This window comes from Winogradskyella sp. R77965 (assembly GCF_044594915.1).
Taxonomy (GTDB): Bacteria; Bacteroidota; Bacteroidia; order Flavobacteriales; family Flavobacteriaceae; genus Winogradskyella.
Window position 1 is genome coordinate 1967484 of the sequence record NZ_CP138990.1, and the last position, 20695, is coordinate 1988178.

16 protein-coding genes are annotated in these 20695 nt (G+C 32.6%); 7 read left to right on the forward strand and 9 right to left on the reverse strand.

Features of this window, described 5'->3' with window-relative positions:
• Nucleotides 1-36: 36 nt before the first annotated feature.
• Entirely contained in the window at nucleotides 37-2616 is a 2580-nt protein-coding gene (locus SJY34_RS08805) for a DPP IV N-terminal domain-containing protein (protein WP_400074824.1), read from the reverse strand.
• Between the two features lie 195 nt (nucleotides 2617-2811).
• On the opposite strand from SJY34_RS08805, the gene SJY34_RS08810 reads away from it, so the two are divergent.
• Nucleotides 2812-3816, forward strand: coding sequence for an App1 family protein (locus SJY34_RS08810; RefSeq protein WP_400074826.1), 1005 nt, complete (start codon nucleotides 2812-2814; stop codon nucleotides 3814-3816).
• Here the strand turns inward: SJY34_RS08810 and SJY34_RS08815 are convergent, their stop codons facing one another.
• Genes SJY34_RS08815 through SJY34_RS08830 form a run of 4 tightly spaced genes read right to left on the reverse strand, consistent with a single transcriptional unit; the run spans nucleotide 3817 to nucleotide 7487 of the window.
• On the reverse strand, nucleotides 3817-4431 hold the full coding sequence (locus SJY34_RS08815) for a deoxynucleoside kinase (RefSeq protein WP_400074827.1): 615 nt from the start codon (nucleotides 4429-4431) through the stop codon (nucleotides 3817-3819).
• A gap of 3 nt (nucleotides 4432-4434) precedes the next feature.
• Nucleotides 4435-5217 (reverse strand): hypothetical protein, encoded by a 783-nt coding sequence (locus SJY34_RS08820; protein WP_400074829.1) that lies wholly within the window; start codon nucleotides 5215-5217, stop codon nucleotides 4435-4437.
• Between the two features lie 58 nt (nucleotides 5218-5275).
• The gene (locus SJY34_RS08825; RefSeq protein WP_400074831.1) at nucleotides 5276-5959 is read right to left on the reverse strand and encodes a response regulator transcription factor; all 684 of its coding nucleotides are present in this window, start codon (nucleotides 5957-5959) and stop codon (nucleotides 5276-5278) included.
• Nucleotides 5952-7487: a sensor histidine kinase gene (locus tag SJY34_RS08830; protein ID WP_400074832.1), complete on the reverse strand. Its 1536-nt coding sequence runs from the start codon at nucleotides 7485-7487 to the stop codon at nucleotides 5952-5954. Before SJY34_RS08830 ends, SJY34_RS08825 begins: the two co-directional genes overlap by 8 nt.
• A gap of 126 nt (nucleotides 7488-7613) precedes the next feature.
• Between SJY34_RS08830 and SJY34_RS08835 the strand changes: the two genes are divergently transcribed.
• The 4 genes from SJY34_RS08835 (at nucleotide 7614) to SJY34_RS08850 (ending at nucleotide 13388) form a co-directional block, all read left to right on the forward strand.
• Nucleotides 7614-8474, forward strand: coding sequence for a GLPGLI family protein (locus tag SJY34_RS08835; RefSeq protein WP_400074834.1), 861 nt, complete (start codon nucleotides 7614-7616; stop codon nucleotides 8472-8474).
• A 131-nt stretch (nucleotides 8475-8605) separates the two neighbouring features.
• Nucleotides 8606-9445: a GLPGLI family protein gene (locus tag SJY34_RS08840; protein ID WP_400074836.1), complete on the forward strand. Its 840-nt coding sequence runs from the start codon at nucleotides 8606-8608 to the stop codon at nucleotides 9443-9445.
• 158 nt (nucleotides 9446-9603) lie between these two features.
• On the forward strand, nucleotides 9604-10527 hold the full coding sequence (locus SJY34_RS08845) for a GLPGLI family protein (protein WP_400074837.1): 924 nt from the start codon (nucleotides 9604-9606) through the stop codon (nucleotides 10525-10527).
• 83 nt (nucleotides 10528-10610) lie between these two features.
• Nucleotides 10611-13388 carry a carboxypeptidase regulatory-like domain-containing protein gene (locus SJY34_RS08850; RefSeq protein WP_400074839.1) on the forward strand — a complete coding sequence of 926 codons (2778 nt, stop codon included), beginning with the start codon at nucleotides 10611-10613 and terminating at the stop codon, nucleotides 13386-13388.
• Between the two features lie 44 nt (nucleotides 13389-13432).
• On the opposite strand, the gene SJY34_RS08855 is transcribed toward SJY34_RS08850, so the two are convergent.
• From SJY34_RS08855 to SJY34_RS08870, 4 genes are all read right to left on the reverse strand, one after another.
• Nucleotides 13433-13813, reverse strand: a complete 381-nt coding sequence (locus SJY34_RS08855; RefSeq protein ID WP_400074840.1) for a carboxypeptidase-like regulatory domain-containing protein — start codon at nucleotides 13811-13813, stop codon at nucleotides 13433-13435.
• Between the two features lie 205 nt (nucleotides 13814-14018).
• Nucleotides 14019-14243, reverse strand: a complete 225-nt coding sequence (locus SJY34_RS08860) for a hypothetical protein (protein WP_400074842.1) — start codon at nucleotides 14241-14243, stop codon at nucleotides 14019-14021.
• 171 nt (nucleotides 14244-14414) lie between these two features.
• Entirely contained in the window at nucleotides 14415-16799 is a 2385-nt protein-coding gene (locus SJY34_RS08865; RefSeq protein ID WP_400074844.1) for a sodium-translocating pyrophosphatase, read from the reverse strand.
• 148 nt (nucleotides 16800-16947) lie between these two features.
• Entirely contained in the window at nucleotides 16948-17475 is a 528-nt protein-coding gene (locus SJY34_RS08870) for an inorganic diphosphatase (protein WP_400074846.1), read from the reverse strand.
• 182 nt (nucleotides 17476-17657) lie between these two features.
• Here SJY34_RS08870 and SJY34_RS08875 point away from each other — a divergent pair, with 182 nt between their 5' ends.
• Nucleotides 17658-19880: a M1 family metallopeptidase gene (locus SJY34_RS08875; protein WP_400074848.1), complete on the forward strand. Its 2223-nt coding sequence runs from the start codon at nucleotides 17658-17660 to the stop codon at nucleotides 19878-19880.
• Between the two features lie 86 nt (nucleotides 19881-19966).
• Nucleotides 19967-20575: a hypothetical protein gene (locus tag SJY34_RS08880; RefSeq protein WP_400074850.1), complete on the forward strand. Its 609-nt coding sequence runs from the start codon at nucleotides 19967-19969 to the stop codon at nucleotides 20573-20575.
• Nucleotides 20576-20695: the final 120 nt, after the last annotated feature.

Below are 20695 nucleotides of genomic sequence, written 5' to 3' on the forward strand. Positions count from 1 at the left end.
TTATGAGCGTGGTTTTTTTGTGCATCTAATTTTGAATTAAGACTTCGTTTTTGGCTTATCTCTATTCATTTCAGTAATATCTACACTACTTGCTTCTACACCTAAAAGGTGTTTGCTAAAATGATCTGCTCTGAGCCAAAAAGAGTATTCTCTCATACTGCCAAAGCCATGACGCTGACCTGGCATAATCATAAAATCGAAACGCTTGTTCGCTTTTATTAATTCGTTCGCCATTCTAATAGTTCCACCAGGATGTACATTATTATCTACATCTCCTGTAATAAGCATTAATTTACCTTTTAAGTTTTTAGCTAAAGATTGGTTATTGTCAATCATATACTTATACTTTACATTTCCATCATCATCAATTTCTTCTTGTACTCCATGATGCGTTTCGCTCCACCAGCTATTGTAAATATTGTTGTCATGATTTCCTGCCGAAGAAACCGCTGCTTTAAAGAAATCTGGATACACCAACATTGCAGCTGTTGACATAAAGCCTCCACCAGAATGGCCGTAAATTCCAACTTTATCAATATCTATATAATCGTATTTATCTGCTAACTGTTCCGCAACATGTCTTTTATCGGCTAAACCATAATCTCTAAGGTTGCCATATCCATAATTATGATACCATTTAGATCGGTCTGGATGTCCGCCACGATTACCCATGGTAACAACTATAAAACCAACTTGAGCCATTCGATCTAAACGATCCATTCGTACGGAAAATGATTTATTTACTGCTTCCGTTTGTGGGCCAGGATATACATATTCTAACAATGGATATTTTTTAGTAGAATCCATTTCAAATGGTCTATAGATTACACCATAGATGTCTGTTATGCCGTCATCCGCTTTCATCTTAAATGGTTCTGGGAATTTATAACCTGTTGCCATTAGTTGCGATAAATCAGCTTCTTCCAATTGCATTACAACATTTCCAGAACTATTTCTTAATTCAGATTTTGGTGCTGTATCAACCCTTGAATAATTACTCACAAAAAAAGCATTTGAATCTGCCATGTCACCATAGGAATTATAATTTCCGGGATTTAGTGCCTTAAGTCCTGAACCATTTAAATTGATTTTATAAACGTGCTCATAATATGGGTCTTGATCTTTTGGAATGCCATGTGCTGAAAAATATAACGTTCTCGTTTTTTCATTAACACCAATTGCATTTTCAACATGGTAAGCACCTTTAGTAATTTGATTTTTTAAGTTACCTTCTGTATCATATAGATAATAATGAGCCCAACCAGAGCGTTCTGCCCAATGTAACATCTCAGTTTCATTATTAAAAAGTACTAAAGGACGTGATTCTATGTAAGTATTAAAACGTTCTTCTATTAAAACTTTGGTTTCACCTGTATTAATATCAGCCACACAGATATCCATTTTTTTTCGATCTCTACTTATAGTACTGTAATAGATTTTGCCTTTTTTAGATAGTAGTAATGAAGGTCTAAAATCATCATCGTAGCTCGATTTTTTTAATCGTTCACGGTATACTTGTACACTTTGTTGTTTTACTGTATCTAATTGAACCTGAATTCTACTCTTTGACGGCATATCAAAAACATGAAGTTCTGTTTTATAATATTCATCCTCACCTGGCATATGATACTTATATGTTTCTAAAGTAGGCCTCTTACTTGCCGTTGTATTTATTACCCAAAGTTCTCCAATATGTCTCGAATCTGTTCTTTGAAATACGAATTTTTTAGAATCATGAGACCAAACACCAAAAACACGTTTGCGTTTGTCTTTATCTTTTTTCATAGATTCATTGGTTTCTCCTCTTCCGCTTCCTCCACCATAAGAATAATAGAGTTCACCATCTTTAGTCCATTGATTTTCTACTATAGTGGTATCTTTTTCATTTTTAACGGCTTTAAGAAAATTTTCCTTGTCCATCCAATATAAGTTGTAGTGCTTAGAGAATAGAACTATAGAACTATCTGGAGCAATATTTGCCCACTTTTTCCATTCCTCTTTTCCTTTCTTTTTATTGTCTAAAAGTGTAAGCGAGTTACTACCTAATCGATATTCAAAATGATAAACCTTATTCACTTTCTTTGGTTTACCTTTTTTCTTTTTCTTAGTTTCTGTAGAATCAGTTTCGGTTTCTTCCGTTTCTTCATCATCCTCTTTTTCTTCATCTACTTTTTCGGTAGAAGTCACGTAGAATCTTATAGCAGTTTCATTTTTTACAAACTTAAAATCGAAACGGGGTAAATGTTTTGCATCATAAGGGTCTTTGGTCATTTCTGTTAACCATTGCGCCATTTTTTCATTATCAAACAGTTCTTTTTTACTCCGATTATCTGCATCTACGATATAATATTTAGAACCATCAGTAGTTTTATATTGATACCAAAAACGATTTCCATTTTTTAACCAATGTGGTCTCACAGAAGTCGAATGTACCAGCTTGCCTAAATTAGTTGGAGAAAATTTTGCAGCAGCTCTGTAATTGGGTTTTGGGGTTGTATTGTCTTCTTTGTTTTGAGCTAGACTAAAATTAAAAGTCAATGCAACAAATATTAACAATAGTGTTTTTTTAATTAAAACGTACTTAAAACTTAAGCAGTTGTGAATCTTTGAATTCATAATATGGTTGGTTTAAATTAGGATCATAATTAGATATTCTACTAAAATAATAAATCTTTAATCGGTATTTCCTTGAAATTGTCTAACATCTAAAATTTAATGAAATATTTAACAATTTTAAGATATTTGATCTTTCAATATACTACTGATAATTATAGATTTTAGTATCTTGAAAATTCTAATTAAAATCTAAGTTTGAGCTGGTTTAAAAAAGATCCTTTACAGATTATTGCTTTTCAAGGTTATGGCACAGATTCTCATTTTTTTGCTCGAGGAAGAGCCTTAGAAGATGAATCTATAGACTTAGAATCTCAAAACAAATGGCATCTTATTGTAAATACGTGGAAGCGTTTCGAAACCGATGAAATTAAAAACGTTGATATAAATATTAAGCTACCTAACAATAAAATTTTAAAGGGAGTTACGGACAATAATGGCTATTATAAAGTTGAAGGCAATCTAAAAAATTTAGAAGCTCTAACTAATGAAGAAGGCTGGCTGTCCTTTGAGTTGTCTTATAATGATGTAAACATAAAGAGAACTATACAGAATGAAAATCGTTTTCCTGGCGAAATATTAATCCCATCAACCAAAGCACAATTTGGTGTGGCAAGCGATATAGATGACACCATTTTGCATACAGGAGTGGTCTCTACATTAAAATGGAAAGTGATTTATAATTCCATCTTTAAGCATGCTAAAAATAGAAGTCCTTTAGAAGGTGCTGCCGAATTTTATCACATGCTTCACAGAGGTAAATCTGGTAAGAATGCTAATCCAATTTTTTATGTAAGCCACAGTCCATGGAATTTATATCGATATTTAGAATTGTTTCTAAAACAGAATAAATTTCCAAAAGGCCCTATCTTATTGCGAAGTATGAGTAACTTTTTAAAGAAAAAATCTCAGAACGAAAAACCACAAAAACAAAAAGAAATTCTAAACCTTTTAAAAACATATTCAGATTTACAATTTATTTTGATTGGAGATAGCGGTGAACACGATCCTGATATTTATATGGAAATAGCTGAAGAATTTCCAGACCGTATTTCGGCAATTTATCTACGAAGCGTAAAACACAAAAAGAAAATGTTACGCGTAAGAGGACTTATTGAAAACTATAAAACAACAGAAGTTTTAATGGTAGAGAGTAGTGCGCAAGCTATTGAGCATGCCCGAGAACATGATTTTATTCAATAATTAAAACAACCCGTTAATCTGAGCATCAATTTTATTAATAATACCACCTAAATCTTCAGGATTAGCAACAAAATCTAAATTATCTACATCAATTATTAGTAAGTTGCCTTTATCGTATTTAGTAATCCACGCTTCATAGCGCTCGTTCAATCTACTTAGATAATCAATACTGATTGTATTTTCATAATCACGCCCACGTTTGTGAATCTGTGCGACGAGATTAGGAATAGAACTACGTAAGTAAATTAATAAGTCTGGCCCTTTTACAAAAGACTCCATGAGCTGAAAAAGCGAAGAATAGTTTTCAAAATCGCGATTAGTCATCAGACCCATAGCATGAAGGTTTGGTGCAAAAATATGTGCATCTTCATATATCGTTCTGTCTTGAATAATATCTTTTCCGCTATTATGAATTTGATTGACTTGACGAAATCTGCTATTTAAAAAATAAACCTGCAAATTGAAACTCCAACGCTCCATCTGATTATAAAAATCATCTAAATATGGATTGTCAACTACGTCTTCTAATTGCGCTTCCCATTTAAAATGTTTAGCCAGTAATTTTGTGAGCGTCGTTTTGCCAGCTCCTATATTTCCTGCAACAGCAACATGCATAATCTATTCTAGTTTAAGTTGATAGCGACGTAGAATTTCGTCGTCGTAAATATACAAGGTTTCATTGGTTACCAAAAACTGATTTATTAACATTTTCGGATGTTCTACAAGTTCAATTTCCGAAGTGTTTTTTGACAATATATGGAGTTGATTTTCCTTTTTTAACACTAAATGACCTTTACTAAAAGCCATTTTCTCATAACCCGAATTTTTATGCTTGGCTATTAAGCTTCCAAAATAATTATATATGTATAAATAGTTTTCCGTGAGCATATAACAATTGTTATAATCGCTTTTCAAATCTATAACACCAGACTGTACAGGTACTGTTTTCAATCTTACTTTATTGGTTTTATAGTCATATAATTCTAGCTGCTGTAAATCTTGATTAAAAACCCAAATTGTATTATCAAAACCTGTTGAGATAAAGGAGACATTTTTATAAGGCTGAATGACGTTAAAGTCAATTTTATAAATTTCCGCTAATCGATTATCTAATATTACAACCGTATTAAAATCTTGATAAAACAGGTTTATTTTTAACGGATTAAAGGTATTTGCTGAAGTGATTTCACCGAGTTGAAAATTAGTATAAGTAATCGTAGTGTCTCTTTCCTTTTTATGAAAGGCATAATTTTCGGTTGCATAATAAAGTGTTCCGAAAGTATCAACTCCAAAAACGTTTTTAGCTTTTAATTTTGTTGAATCTTTAATACTAGCTTTTATTTGCTGTTGAGCTGCACCTAAATAACCGAAAAGAAAAAGTATGTAAAAAAGCTTTTGCATAGAATTCAGAAAAGTACAAAAATTGCACCATAACACCCATACAAATTATTTTGTTTTGTTAAACCGTCAATTTATACCCAAACCCACGAACATTAATAATCTGAATATCGGCATCCTTTTTTAACTTTTTGCGCAGCTTAGTAATAAACACATCCATACTTCTTGCTGAGAAAAAATCATCTGTTCCCCAAAGTTTATTGAGTATTAAAGAACGATCTAAAACTTGATTTTTGTTTTTTAACAAATGAAATAAAAGGTGTGCCTCTCTGTGTGTAAGCTGAATTGAGTCGTCAGACTTGTACTGAAGTTGTTGTTTAGGAAAATTGAATGTATAATCACCAATTTCTAAAATCTTTGATACTTTCTGAACTTTGGTTCTATCCACTAAATTATGAATTCTAACGATAAGTTCTTCCATACTAAAAGGCTTTTTGAGGTAATCATTACCTCCAATCGAAAACCCTTCTACTACATCAGCCGTCTGCGATTTTGAAGTTAAAAATATAATAGGAATGGCATCATCAATAGCTCTTATCTCTTTTGCTAATGTGAAGCCATCTTTTTTTGGCATCATAACATCTAAAACCAAAATTTCTGGAGCTTCAGATTTATATTTTTCAAATGCTTTTTCACCATTATCACAGAGAATAACTTCAAAATTTCGTGTTTCTAAACTTTCTTTTATGATTTGACCTAAAGCAGTTTCATCTTCGGCCAATAATAGTTTTATTTTTTCAGCCATTGGGAAGTGAGATTTTAAATGAAGTTAAATCTTTATTTAAGTCTAAATGTATCGAACCCTTATGCTTTTCAATTATGGTTTTGGTATAATATAATCCAATACCAAAACCTTTTACATCGTGAGTATTGCCTTTTGGTATCCGATAGAATTTTTCGAAAATTCGTTCTTTGTTACCTTTTGTTAATGTATTTCCGTTATCAGAAATTAGTATGTCTAAACTTTTATCCTTCGGAATTAAATCAACAGAAATAATATCTCCACCATATTTAACAGCATTGTCTAAAATATTGTTTAGAGCATTTTCAAAATGAAAAAGGTCTACATAAGCTATTAAATTTTCAACCTTAAAACTTGTGTTGAATTGTTTTTCTGGAAATTGAATTTTATAACGATTAGTCAATGCATTAAGCAACTCAATAATATCTATTGATTCTTTATTTAACTCTAAATTATCACTATCTAATGTTGCTGTTTCCAACAATTTTTCGACCATAACATTGAGTTTGTCCAATTGTTCAGAAGACATATTGATATACTTTTTTGTTTTTTCTTTATCGTCTATAACGTTGAAATTGTTGATACTTTCTAAAGCGACTCCAATAGTAGAAATTGGTGTTTTAAACTCATGTGTTATATTGCTGATTAGATCATTTTTCACTTCTGCCAATTGTTTTTGATGCTTTATGATTTTGAGAAGGTAAAAAAGGCACGAGATTATTGCAATAGAAAGCAAAAGTGAAATTAAAATTCCCGAAAAACTCAATTTTATAGCATCTTTAAATGGATTTTCAAATTGAAGATTTATTTTTTCATGAGGTTTTAAGTAGGTTGATTTTGAAGACACAGTCATATCGAGTTTAGCACCAAGTGTTGCACTAGAATTATAAAAGATCGAATCATCCTTAATAAGATGCATTAACATATAAGGAGTTGTAATACTTTTTTGCTTAAATTGTATCTTAAGCAAGGAATCTATTTTAAAATATTCTAAAGAATCTCTCTCAATCGAAATAAGAATTGTTCCAATTTGTTTCTGTAAAATTCTTAAACTATCAAAATCCATTTTTCCCTTTATAATTTGGACATCTTGTATATCTTTTCCATACTCCACATGATAGCTTTTGTTTTGCTCGGTAAGCTGCGTAAAACCCTTAATACTATCCAAAGGTTTTTTGTTCTTTAAGACTAATTGTCTATTAAGTTCCTCCTTAACATTAACTAAAAGTGAATTCTTAGAGGTTTCAATTTTTGCATCAACATTGAGTGGGTAATTTTCAATGGAATCAGATTGGTTGTTTTTCCAAATTGGTTTTTCGGAACCTCTATTAATAATCGTCAAAAAATCTGTCTTGGCTATATTAGCATAATATTCTTCCAAAGCATTATCCAAACTTAGCTGTATGTCATTTGTAACTCGTTGCTTATTAAGTTGAAAATTTTTGTAATTCCAATAGAACTGTACAGCAATAGTAACCAATATAGTTGCAGCTATACTATAAAGAATCCAGTTGAAGTTTTTTGATGACATAAACCAAAGGTAAAGTGTTGGTGTTAATTTATGATAATCGGTTAACACTTGTTAACACTAGTTAACCTAAACTACAAATTTAAATTATGATATTTGTAACGTATTAATTTATATATCAAAAAAATAATGAGAACAGTAATTACAATTATCGTTTTGGCATTAGTCGTAGTATTATCAAAGGTTAATGCCCAAGATTTTCAAGGTATAGCAACCTATAAAACACATCGCGATTTACACATAAAAATGGATAGTACTAAGATAAATTCTGAAATGCAAACCAAGATGATGGAGATGATGAAAAAACAGTTTCAAAAAACATTCAATCTTACATTTAATAAAGAATCGTCTTTATATAAAGAAGAGGTAAGTTTAGATAAGCCTCAAACAGGTATGGGTGGAGAATTTCAGGTCGTTATGGTAGGTAATGGTGGAGAATCTGATGTGCTGTATAAAAATACAAAAGATCAACGCTATGCAGATCAAAAAGATACCATGGGGAAAATCTTCTTAGTTAAAGATGAAATTGAAAAAATAGATTGGACATTAGAATCAGAAACAAAATATATTGGCGAGTACCAATGCTATAAAGCAACATATAAGAAGCAAGTGGAGGTTTTTAATGATTCAGGATTTAATAGTGAGTCTGAAACTAAAAAGGAGGATGAAAATAAAGAACCAGAAATGGTAGAACGCATTGTAACGGCATGGTATACACCTCAAATTCCTATAAATAATGGTCCAGAGATGTATCAAGGTTTACCAGGATTGATTTTAGAGATTCACGATGGAAAATTAACTGTTATTTGTAGTAAAATTGTTCTAAATCCAGAAGAAAAAATTGAGATTAAAAAGCCTACAAAAGGAAAACAAGTCAATCAAGAAAAGTATGACGAGATTATGGAAAAGAAGGAGAAAGAAATGATGGAACGCTTCAGACCAAAAAAAGGTAGAGAAGGAGAAGGTATCTCAATAACGATTGGTGGTTAAAGGCTGATAGTCTCGACTTCATGTGATCTTGTTATAAATTATATAGTGTTAATTTTTTGATAAACCAAAATACTTTTGTTTAATATTTTCATAATATTGTTAAACACAGTAAAATTTAAACTATCATTATCATGAAATCTATCCTATTAAAAACCAGCGTATTGACCTTCTCAATACTATTATCTTTAATCACTTTTGAAAATAAAAATTTAGATTCTAATGCTCAAGAATTTCAAGGAAAAGCATATTATTTTTCTAAATCTAAAATGGAACTCGGTAGATGGGGAGCAAGATTGAGTGAAGAACAAAAAAAGCAAGTAGCGGCTAGAATGAAAAACAGATTAGAAAAAACATATGTTTTGACCTTTAATAAAGAAGAATCTGTTTTTTATGAAGATGAAAAATTAGACGCAATGTCGGGAGCAACTGACTCTTGGGGAAAGAATTTTACACCTGGTGAACAATACAAAAACGTAAAGTCAAATTCTCAAATACAAGAACAAGAATTTTATGGCAAACAATTTTTAGTTAAAGATAGTTTACAGCCGATACAATGGAAAATGGGTACAGAAACTAAAAATATAGGAAATTATACTTGTTTCAAAGCAACAGCTTCAATACCGACTAATGAGCTTACTTGGTATAATTTTTCTTGGGATAGATTAAGAAACAATACAGCAACCGATTCAACAGCTGTTGAGATTAAAATGACAGAGGTTGAAGCTTGGTATTCTCCTCAGATACCAGTAGGCCATGGACCATTAGAATATTGGGGACTTCCTGGATTAATTTTAGAAGTAAGTGCAGATAATACAACAATGTTATGTTCTAAAATAATATTAAACCCAGAAGAAACTATAGAAATAGTAGCACCAGATAAAGGTAAGGTAGTCACTAAAAATGAATACCAGAAAACTATTGTTGAGAAAATGAAAGAATTTAGAAACAATCGTGGACGTAGAAGAGGTTAATCAATTAACACAAATTTAACAGACCAAGATTTGACTTTTAACGCTTAAGTAAGTCTAAGCTTATATGAATATTGTTGTTAAAAGGTTTATGTAACTTTTTTTTAAGAAACTCTTAAAATTATAAGTTTACATTTGTTAGACAACATTAACCGTTTAAGATGAAAAAGCCACTTTTAAAACTAACATTATTACTAGTATTTTGCTTCGTTTCAATTTCGTTTGCACAACAAGATTTTCAAGGCAAAGCCTATTATATGTCTAAGACAACTATGAACCTAGACGATTTTGGTGGACGCGAAATGAGTCCAGAAAGGAAAAAGCAAATAGAAGCACGTATGAAGAGCTTCTTAGAGAAGGAGTACATACTAACTTTTAATAAAACAGAATCAATTTATAAAGAGGATGAAAAACTCGAAGCACCAGGAGGCGGAAGAGGTTTCGGTGGTTTTGGATCTAGTTTAACAGGTGGGCCTCAATATAAGAACGTTCAGAGTAAAGAGCTCATCCAAGATCAAGAGTTTTTTGGAAAGCAATTTTTAATCAAAGATGAATTAAAATCTTTAGAGTGGAAAATGGGATCTGAGACCAAACAAATTGGGCAATACATGTGCTTTAAGGCAACGGCTACAAAAACTGTGGATGAATTTGATTGGCGAAGCATGAGACCTAGACGTGGTAGGGATAGGAATGATTCGGATAAGGAAGAGAGTAAAAAAGTTAAAGATTCCACAAAAACTGATGATAAAGCAAGTAAAGATAATGGTCCTATGAGTGAGGTAGAAGTACCTAAAACCATAGAAGTTGTAGCTTGGTACACAGTGCAGATACCAGTTAACCAAGGTCCAGATGATTATTGGGGTTTACCAGGATTAATCTTAGAAATTAACGCTGACCGAACTACAATTTTATGCACTAAAATTGTAATGAATCCAGAAGAGAAGGAAGCTATAGAAAAGCCAGAAAAAGGAGATATAGTTACTCAGGCAGAATACAATGAGATTATCACCAAAAAAATGAATGAAATGCGCGAAATGTATGGTGGTAGAAATCGCGGCGGACGTGGTGGAGGCAGAAGAAACTAAAAATTAAAATCCATTTTAATTTGAAGAATGCAGGTCTAAAAAGTGTATTTCATTAATCAATCAAAACAAGAAATAACCAAAAAATGAAACAATTATTAATACTACTATGTTTAGTAGTAACAAGCAACTCTTTTGCTCAAATTAAAATGCAAGGCATTGTAAAAGATAGCATTGGAAACCCATTAGAATTAGCTAATGTAATTGCAATCAACCAAGAAACAAATGCATTAGAGTCTTATGCTATCACAGATAACAAAGGTAAATACATATTATCTCTTGGCAAAAATGGCAAGTACAAACTACAAGTAAGTTATATTGGCTTAAAAACTGCTGAAGCACTAGTTACTACCGAAGAAATAGATATTACAAGAGACTTTAAATTACTGTCGGACAATTCATTAGATACTGTTGAGTTGACTTACGAAATGCCTGTTACTATAAAGGGTGATACTCTAATTTATAACGCCGATTCTTTTAAAAATGGTTCAGAACGAAAATTAGAAGATGTCTTAGAGAAACTCCCTGGCGTGGAAATAAATGAGGATGGACAAATTGAAGTCGAAGGAAAGACGGTCAATAAATTAATGGTTAATGGGAAAGATTTTTTTGATGGAGATACTAAATTGGCGACAAAAAATATTCCCTCTAATGCTGTAGATAAAGTTCAAGTCTTACGTAACTATGCTGAAGTAGGCCAACTAAGTGGTGTACAAAATAACCAGGATAATGTGGCTATAAATATTAAACTAAAGGAAGGAAAAGAAAATTTCTGGTTTGGTGATATTACAGCTGGTGGTGGTGCAGCACCATCGCCAAATGACGAATTATACCTAGTACAACCAAAGTTATTTTACTATAGTCCAAAATATAGTGTCAACCTCATCGGTGATATGAACAATATTGGTGAAGTGGCACTAACAAATAGAGACTTAAGAAATTTTGGCGGAGGATTTGGCTTTAGATTGCCAAGTCGAACTAGTGGAACCAATATTAATTTAGGAAATAATGGGCTTGGTGGATTAACTAATATTGCGAATTCTCAAGAAGTCATAACAAAGTTAGCTACTGCAAATTTTAGTTATTCACCCAACAAAGCTCTAGATTTAAGTGGTTTCGTAATTTACAATAGTAGTAGATTAAGAACTAGAGAAGATAGTTTTATTGATTATATTGAACTTGAAGACGACCCATCTACACCAATTGATGAATCTGAAAGTTTACCACCAGATGAAGCAACAGTATCAAGAGGTAGAGAAGCGTCTAACCAAGCCATTGCTAAGTTAAGCGCATCGTATAAACCAAACGTCAATAATCAATTGGATTATGATCTTTTAGGACGCATCTCTGATGATGAAGAGCGACAAGATTTATTCTCGTCAGTTGTGGGAAATACAGACCAAATTGATGAGGTAAAACCTTATAGTATTAATCAAACTTTGAACTATTACTACACACTAGACGAAAATAATATTTTCGCCCTTGAAGCGCAGCACTTAATAAAAGATGAGGATCCATTTTATAATGCAGTTCTAGTCAATGATCCAAATAATAATGATGATGCGTTTGACGCTACTGCAACTGATCTTGGTTTTGATACAGATCAATTTGGTTATAACATCAACCAAGATCAGCGTATAAAATCAAATCAATTAGATGCCAAATTAGATTATTATAATATTCTCAATGCTAAGAGTAATATCAATCTTACTCTAGGAACTATTTTGAGCAACCAAAAGTTTAATTCTAATATTTTTCAGTTTTTAGATGATGGAACACGACTAAACCCTACTCCAACTACTACAGATTTAGAAGGTAATTTACTATCTGCCACCAATGATGATGTAGAGTATCGTTTTAGTGATGTGTATTTAGGTGTGCATTACCGATTTAAAACAGGTAAATTTACTTTTACACCTGGAGTATCTTTCCACGCCTATGGTAATAAGAATACCCAAGGAGGAACAACTTTTGAAGACAACTTCTTTGACGTTCTTCCAGATTTTGAAGCTCGTATTCAATTTAAAAAGAGTGAGAGCTTACAGCTAAATTATAACATGACAAACACCTTTACCGATGTAACTAACATTGCAGAAGGACTTATTTTAAATAATTTTAATAGCATTCAATTTGGTAATCCAGAATTACAAAATGCATTATCCCATAACATAAGATTGTTTTATAGTAGCTTCAACTTATTTAACTATACCAATGTATTCGCTGGCGCTAATTATAGTAAGAATATTGACCAAATAAGGTCTTTGACAAACTTTGAAAGTGTTATTAGGACAAGTTCATTCTTTAACTCACAATTTGCTGATGAAAGCGCTTCCCTTTTTGGTCGTGTACAACGCACGTTTGGTAAAGTAAGAGCAAGCCTAAGAGCTAACTTTAATTATAGTAAACTCAATCAATTTATAGAAGGCAGACAATCTTTAAATGAAAGCTTTACGCAAAATTACACGCCAGAAATTCGTACTAACTTTAGAGAAGCACCAAACGTAAGGTTAAGATATGGTTATACTGTTAGAGACAATGACCAAGGTAGCAACTCTACTAAGTTTATAACCAGAGCACCATCAATAGAATTTGATGCTTACATATGGAACGCTATAACTTTTGTGACTGACTTTACTTATAATGAACAAGAAAGTAACGGACAAACTGAAGCCTTTAAAACATGGAATGCATCTTTACGTTACAGAAAAGGTAGAGATGCTAAATGGGAATATTCATTAAGAGCCTCTAACTTATTAGACATAGATTCTAACATTAATAATGGTGCAGGTAATATCTCTGTATTTAGTTCGGAAACCTTTATACAACCTAGATTTGTTACGTTTAGATTGACATATACTTTATAAAACAAAAAAGCCGTTTCAATTGAAACGGCTTTTTTATTTTATAATTAATTGTATTTAGGTAACGAATGATTGTGTTTACAAAACCAAAATAAGCATGGTTCACTTTCTTTGTGCAAAAGGACCAATACCTCATTGATTTTATCTTTAGGTTCAAGATTTAGGTTCCCCGTTTTATAGCCCTCCTTTGTAGCTTCAATAGATGCAAAATGCTCATTTACTCTTGCATCCTTAATTTTAAAATGACCATTATTATCAGTTACTGTTGTTTTATTGCCTATAGTAACGGTTGCATTTTCAATGGGCTTATTATTCTCATCACTTACAGTACCAATGAATTCTCTAACAACCGCTTCACCTAAATAATCTGTTAAGGTATTAGCTTTATTAGTCTGTTCGTTTTTATCTGAAGATTTTTCTGTGTTCATACAAGCATGTAAAAAAAGAATACATACAAGTATAACTTTAAAGGTTGATTTGATTGATGACATATTTGATGATTGATGATGGTATGCATTAGGAAGATACTAAAACTGTAAAAAGGTTGCGTTAAATTTCTCACAAATTAAAAAGCCTTCAACTCTAAAACGTTAGAATAAAGGCTTTGTTACTTTTCTAATAATATTTTATTTACTAATCTCTAAATACATAAACAACTCCTATTATTGTATTAGGGTTTCTGTTACAATCTTCGTAGTATCTCTTAAAGTTAATATCAATATACGCACCTGTGTCTCCCAAAGATGTTAGATTAAAAATCACAATAATAAAACCCGAGTGCACTAAATCATCTTCATTAACAAAATTATCATCAAAACTTACAGAAGTTCCATGAGATGGCAACGCTAAAAGAACCATGAATATATCATCCTACTTTTCAGCTTTAATATACCCAAAACACTCTTATACATCTCTTTTATATACAATAATTAAGACACTTATACTCCTACCTTATTTTTTAAAATGATTGAAAATAAAAAACCCTCATAAATAATAATTATGAGGGTTTACAAATACTATTTCTAAAGTCTATTCTTTCTTAATATCGACTTTTTCAATTACTTTTTCAACTTCACCAGCTTCATTTGTTAATGACGCTTCAAAAGCATTCAATTTCTTCTCTACATCTTCTTTTGTACCTTCAAAAACAACGGTCTCAATTACTTTTTCTCCATTTTTTGTAGTTGAATAATCAACTGTTGCTATAGCTAAATCTTTAGAATCAATAGTCATTTCAATAGAAACATCTTGATCACTAGTTGCTAACCCTGTTTCAGACATAATCGCAATACTTGGCGCAATAACTAATGCAACAACAGACATTAATTTTAATAAGATATTTAATGAAGGTCCTGAAGTATCTTTAAATGGATCACCAACGGTATCACCAACAACGGCTGCTTTGTGAGCGTCTGTTCCTTTGCGCCCATCTTCTTCAATCGTTTTCTTTGCATTATCCCATGCACCACCTGCATTCGATTGGAATATTGCCATCAATACACCACAAGTCGTTACACCTGCTAATAATCCACCTAGCATTTCAGCACCACCAATAAACCCAACAGCAACAGGAACCGCAATGGCTAATAAACCTGGTAACACCATTTCTTTAATAGAGGCTTTTGTTGAGATATCGATACATTTACCATATTCCGCTACTCCATCAGCAGCATCAAATATTTTTCTATCTGCCTCAGATGCTTTTGTCATATCCGAATCATATTTGCGCATTACTTCTAATGCCGCTTTCAATTCTGGAATATCTCTAAACTGACGACGAACTTCTTCGATCATTGCCATCGCAGCACGACCAACAGCATTCATAGACAACGCTGAGAATACAAATGGTAACATACCACCTATTAATAATCCTGCCATAATATCTGGTTGAGACACATCAATTGAGGTTACATTAGCTGTTTTCATAAAGGCAGCAAATAATGCTAATGCCGTTAATGCTGCAGAAGCAATTGCAAAACCTTTACCAATAGCTGCAGTTGTATTACCAACAGCATCTAACTTATCTGTACGCTCACGAACTTCGCTCGGCAATTCTGCCATTTCAGCAATTCCACCTGCATTATCACAAATAGGACCATAAGCATCTACTGCCAATTGAATTCCTGTATTTGCTAACATACCTACAGCAGCAATTGCAATACCATAAAGACCAGCTTGATTATGAGAAACAATAATCGCAGCAGCAATCAATAAAATCGGAATAGCTGTTGACATCATACCAACTCCTAAACCTGCAATAATATTTGTAGCAGATCCTGTTTCAGATTGCTTTACAATAGACATTACTGGTTTTTTACCAGTAGCCGTATAATACTCAGTTATCTTACCAACTAATAATCCTGCAACTAAACCTGCAATAGTTGCCCAAAAGACTCCCATAGACGTGTAAGTTACACCACCTTCTACCCAAGATTCTGGTAACATCTCATTAATTATAAAATAAGATGCCACTAACATTAAACCTGCTGAACCAAATTCACCAATGTTTAAAGCTGTTTGAGGATTTCCACCATCTTTAACGCGTACAAAAAATGTTCCTAAAATAGACATTACAATACCAACAGCAGCAAGTACCAATGGTAAATAAACAGCTCCTAAGCCATCGAATGCTCCTTGAAATTCTGGTAATGATGCATAAACAGCACCTAATACCATTGTACCTATAATAGATCCTACATAAGACTCGAATAAATCGGCTCCCATACCTGCAACATCACCAACATTATCGCCAACGTTATCTGCAATTGTAGCAGGATTTAACGGGTGATCTTCTGGAATACCAGCTTCAACTTTACCAACAAGATCAGCACCAACATCGGCAGCTTTAGTATAAATACCACCACCAACACGTGCAAATAATGCAATTGAAGATGCCCCTAATGAAAATCCTGATAATACATTTAAGATTTCACCTAGTTCCCATCCCTGTCCACTATATATCATAAATAGTCCGCTAAGACCTAAAACACCTAAGCCAACAACACCTAAGCCCATTACAGCACCACCAGCAAAAGCAACTTCTAAAGCTTTGCCTAAAGAATGTCTGGCAGCTTGTGTTGTTCTTACATTTGCTTTGGTCGCTACGCGCATACCTATAAATCCGGCTAAGGCAGAACAAATAGCACCTACAATAAATGATACAGCTACCATTCCATTAGAGCCTTCTTCTGAATTACCTTTAAAGAATAACAGAACAGCAACAGCTACAACAAAAATGGCTAAAACTTTATATTCTGCTTTTAAAAATGACATGGCACCAACAGCGATATTCTTCGCGATTCTTGCCATTTTATCTTCACCAGCATCTTGTTTTGATACCCACATATTTTTGATGAATACAAACAACAATGCCAATACACCAAATACTGGTAGAAACTTTACAATAAATTCCATATGTTTTTAAATTAGGTTAGTTAAATTTTTATCGTCCGCTAAAGTAGTAAAATGAATTAAATTTTACGAAAAAAGCAATATCAATTAATCCTTATTGCTTTTTTGATAGTTTTATGTTGAATAATCTATGATTCTTAAATAGTTATATCTAAATTGTAAACGTACGCTTCTTTTTATGTTCGCTTTCATTATAACGCTTCACACACTCATGAAATATTTTAGTAGCCTCTTCTGCATTTCCCCAACCACCAACATCAACTTTCTTTTTTTCTAAGTCTTTATAAACCTGAAAAAAATGTTCTATTTCTTTTAAGCGGTGTGGATTCAAATCCGCTATATCAGATCTCTTACTCCAAACAGGGTCTGATACTGGTACACATATTATTTTTTCATCTGGCCCTTTTTCATCAGTCATATGGAATACACCAATTGGTCTTACTTCCATCACAACCATAGGATATGATGGCTCTGTAGAGAGTACCAAAACATCTAGTGGGTCTTGATCTAATGCCAAAGTTTCTGGCACAAAACCATAATCTCCCGGATACATCATGGATGAAAAAAGTGTTCTATCGAAACGGATTTTATTTAATGTGAAATCGTATTCATATTTATTACGACTCCCTTTTGGGATTTCTATTAATACATCGAAGGTTAATTTTTGTTTTTTTGACATCTTCATTTCTTTTATTATTACCCAAAAAATAGGGCAATGCTTTATTTAATTTGAGGGTGCAAATATAGTTAAGTCTTTAGGTTTGAACAATAAAAACCGACTTCAGTTTAAACCTTTTGTAAATCTGTTTCTTTGAAATTCATTACCTTGTTAAATCTATTAATTATTATAATTCAATCGCGATGAAATTTATATCAATATTTCTATTATCCTCTCTATTAACATTTCCTCTTTTTTCTCAAAATCAACAATACCAAGGTAAGTTTGAACCTATAGACAACATGATACCACAGCCCAATGTTTATCGTTCAGCGAGTGGTGCACCAGGTAAAGCCTATTGGCAACAGCGTGCAGATTATAAAATAAAAGCAGCTCTAAATGAAAAAGACAATACGCTTAATGGAGATGAAACCATTACGTATTACAATAACTCACCAGATGATCTAAGGTATTTATGGATTCAATTAGAGCAAAACGTCAATAAAAAAGAAAACGAAGATTTTGGTTATGCCTTCGGAAATGTGCGTGACTCAATGAATACTAGACATATGCAATTTTTAACGCGTGCGATTGATTTTCCCGCGGGATATACGATTAAATATATTAAGGATACGAATGGTAAGGCTATAAAATCTTTAGTCAATAATACTATGATGAAAGTATTGCTCAATGAACCTCTAAAATCTGGAGAATCACTAACGTTTTCTATTGGCTGGTCGTATCATATTACAGACCGAAGCATGTATTTACTATCACGCGAAGGTTATGAATATTTCCCAGAAGATAATAATACTGTTTACCTAATTGCACATTGGTTTCCACGTATGGCTGTCTATAATGATACTGAAGGTTGGCAGAATAAACAGTTTCAAAAATTAGGAGAATTTGCTCTAGAGTTCGGTGATTATGATGTTGAAATTACTGTCCCAGCAGACCATATTGTAGCATCTACTGGCGATTTAAAAAATGAAACCCAAGTTCTCACTAAAACACAACAACAACGTTTAGCAAACGCCAGAAAATCTGTGGACAAGCCAATAATGATTGTAACTCCAGAAGAAGCTAAGGCAAACGAAAAAAATAAATCGAATAAAACTAAAACATGGCAATTTAGGGCAGAAAATGTTAGAGATTTTGCGTTTGCTTCCTCCAGAAAATTTATTTGGGATGCCCAAGCTGTCCCTTTAGAAACTCATACAGTTATGGCGATGTCTTTCTATCCTAAAGAAGGACTACCTGTATGGAGCGAATCATCAACGCTAGCAGTAAAAAATGCATTAGAAGTCTATTCTGAAGCTGTTTTTGAATATCCATACCCTGTTTGTATTTCTGTAAATACGTCTAATATTGGTATGGAATTCCCTATGATTAGCTTTAATGGAGGTCGACCAATTAATGGAGAAATAAGCGATAGAGCAAAAGGCGGAATGATTAGCACCATTGTGCACGAGGTTGGTCACAACTGGTTTCCTATGATCATAAGTTCAGATGAGCGTCAGTGGATGTGGATGGATGAAGGATTAAACACATTTATTCACCAGCGCACCATGAAAGAACGTTATCCAGATTATCCGCATACAGAGCCTAAAAGCATCGTACCTTTTATGAGTGGAGACAAAAGTATTATGCGACCAATAATGACATCATCAGATAATGATTTACTCTCACAATTTGGAGCCAATTACTACCAAAAACCAACTGTAGGATTACAAATGCTTCGGCAATCCATTGTAGGTGAAGAACTTTTTGATCAGGCTTTTAAAGAATATGCTAACCGCTGGAAATACAAACACCCAAATCCGGCTGATTTATTCAGAACACTCGAAGATGCTACAGCTGTTGACTTAGATTGGTTTTATAGAGGTTGGTTCTTTACGACAGATAATGTAGATATGGAACTCAGCAATGTAAAATGGTTTACTGTGAGTGACGAAGTAAATATTGAAAACAAAGGCAAAACCGTAAAAGCTAATATCGAAGCAGAAAATGCAGGAGAAAACACTCAAGATTTTACAAGTGGCCCTGAAGAAATAACTATGGTAACTACTCCAGACCAAGCTTATGGACAGTTTTTATCTCGTATGGACGAACCAAAAATAAGGAAACAACTTTACAAAAAAAACATCTATGAAATTACCGTGAAAAATGTTGGAGGTCTAATTATGCCTTTAACTATTGAATGGCAATACACAGATGGCACTTCAGAAATTGACACCTTACCTGCTGAAATATGGAGAACCAATGAATATGAAATTACCAAAACCTTTATTAAAGCTAAGGAAGTTAAAAAAGTAGTCTTAGATCCAAAATTTGAATTTGCAGATACAGACATGAAAAATAACAGCTTCCCTAAAGTAGAAGAAGCTTCAGATTTCGATAAGTTTAAAAACAAAACTAAAAACTGATAATCGATAACAAAAGTTACTCATATCCCAGAAATAAACCGGGATAAAGAATATATTTATACTTATATAACACGTTGTAACACATTATGAAAAACATTCTACTAACATTAACTATTTCGATTACTATCTTAAGTTGTAAGAAAGAAAACAACTATGAGAATGATGCTGAATTGTGCTCAATTTTGGCTAAAATGATTGAAAGTGACCAAAGCATTAGAAATTTACCTGAACTGACTGACCCATTTTTTGAAATTTTAGATTCTATCAGGACAACGAATAATTTGACTCGAGAAGTTTACTCGAATTTAAGTACAGAAGAACAATTAAATTGGGGAAAAATAGCAAGAGAAATAGCCGAAAAGCGACCAAAAGGTTCAAAAAATGTAAGGGATTCTCTTTGGGATATTCAAGAAGAAATTGATATAAAAAACACTAAATTATTAATTGAAATTACTAAGAAAAGAGGTTGGGTTAGTAAAGATGGTCTTGGATGTACTGAATACATATCACCAATGATAATTTTTAGACACGCACCAGAGGAATTTTGGGAAGAAATAAGACCTCTGATTAAAAAAGAATATGAAGAAGGAAAAATGAATAGCGCAACCTTTGGATTTATAGAAAATCATTTAGATGGTCGACCACTTTTAGAGTTAGAAAAAAAGATAAATAACATTGAAATTAAAACGGAATAAATAACGTGTTACAACAACGTGTATAATTCATTGCTAGTACTCGCCTACTTACGAAAATCCTCGCGGATTTTCTATTCGGTTTGTATTTGCTAAATTAGTTGCTGAAACACGCAACGAAAT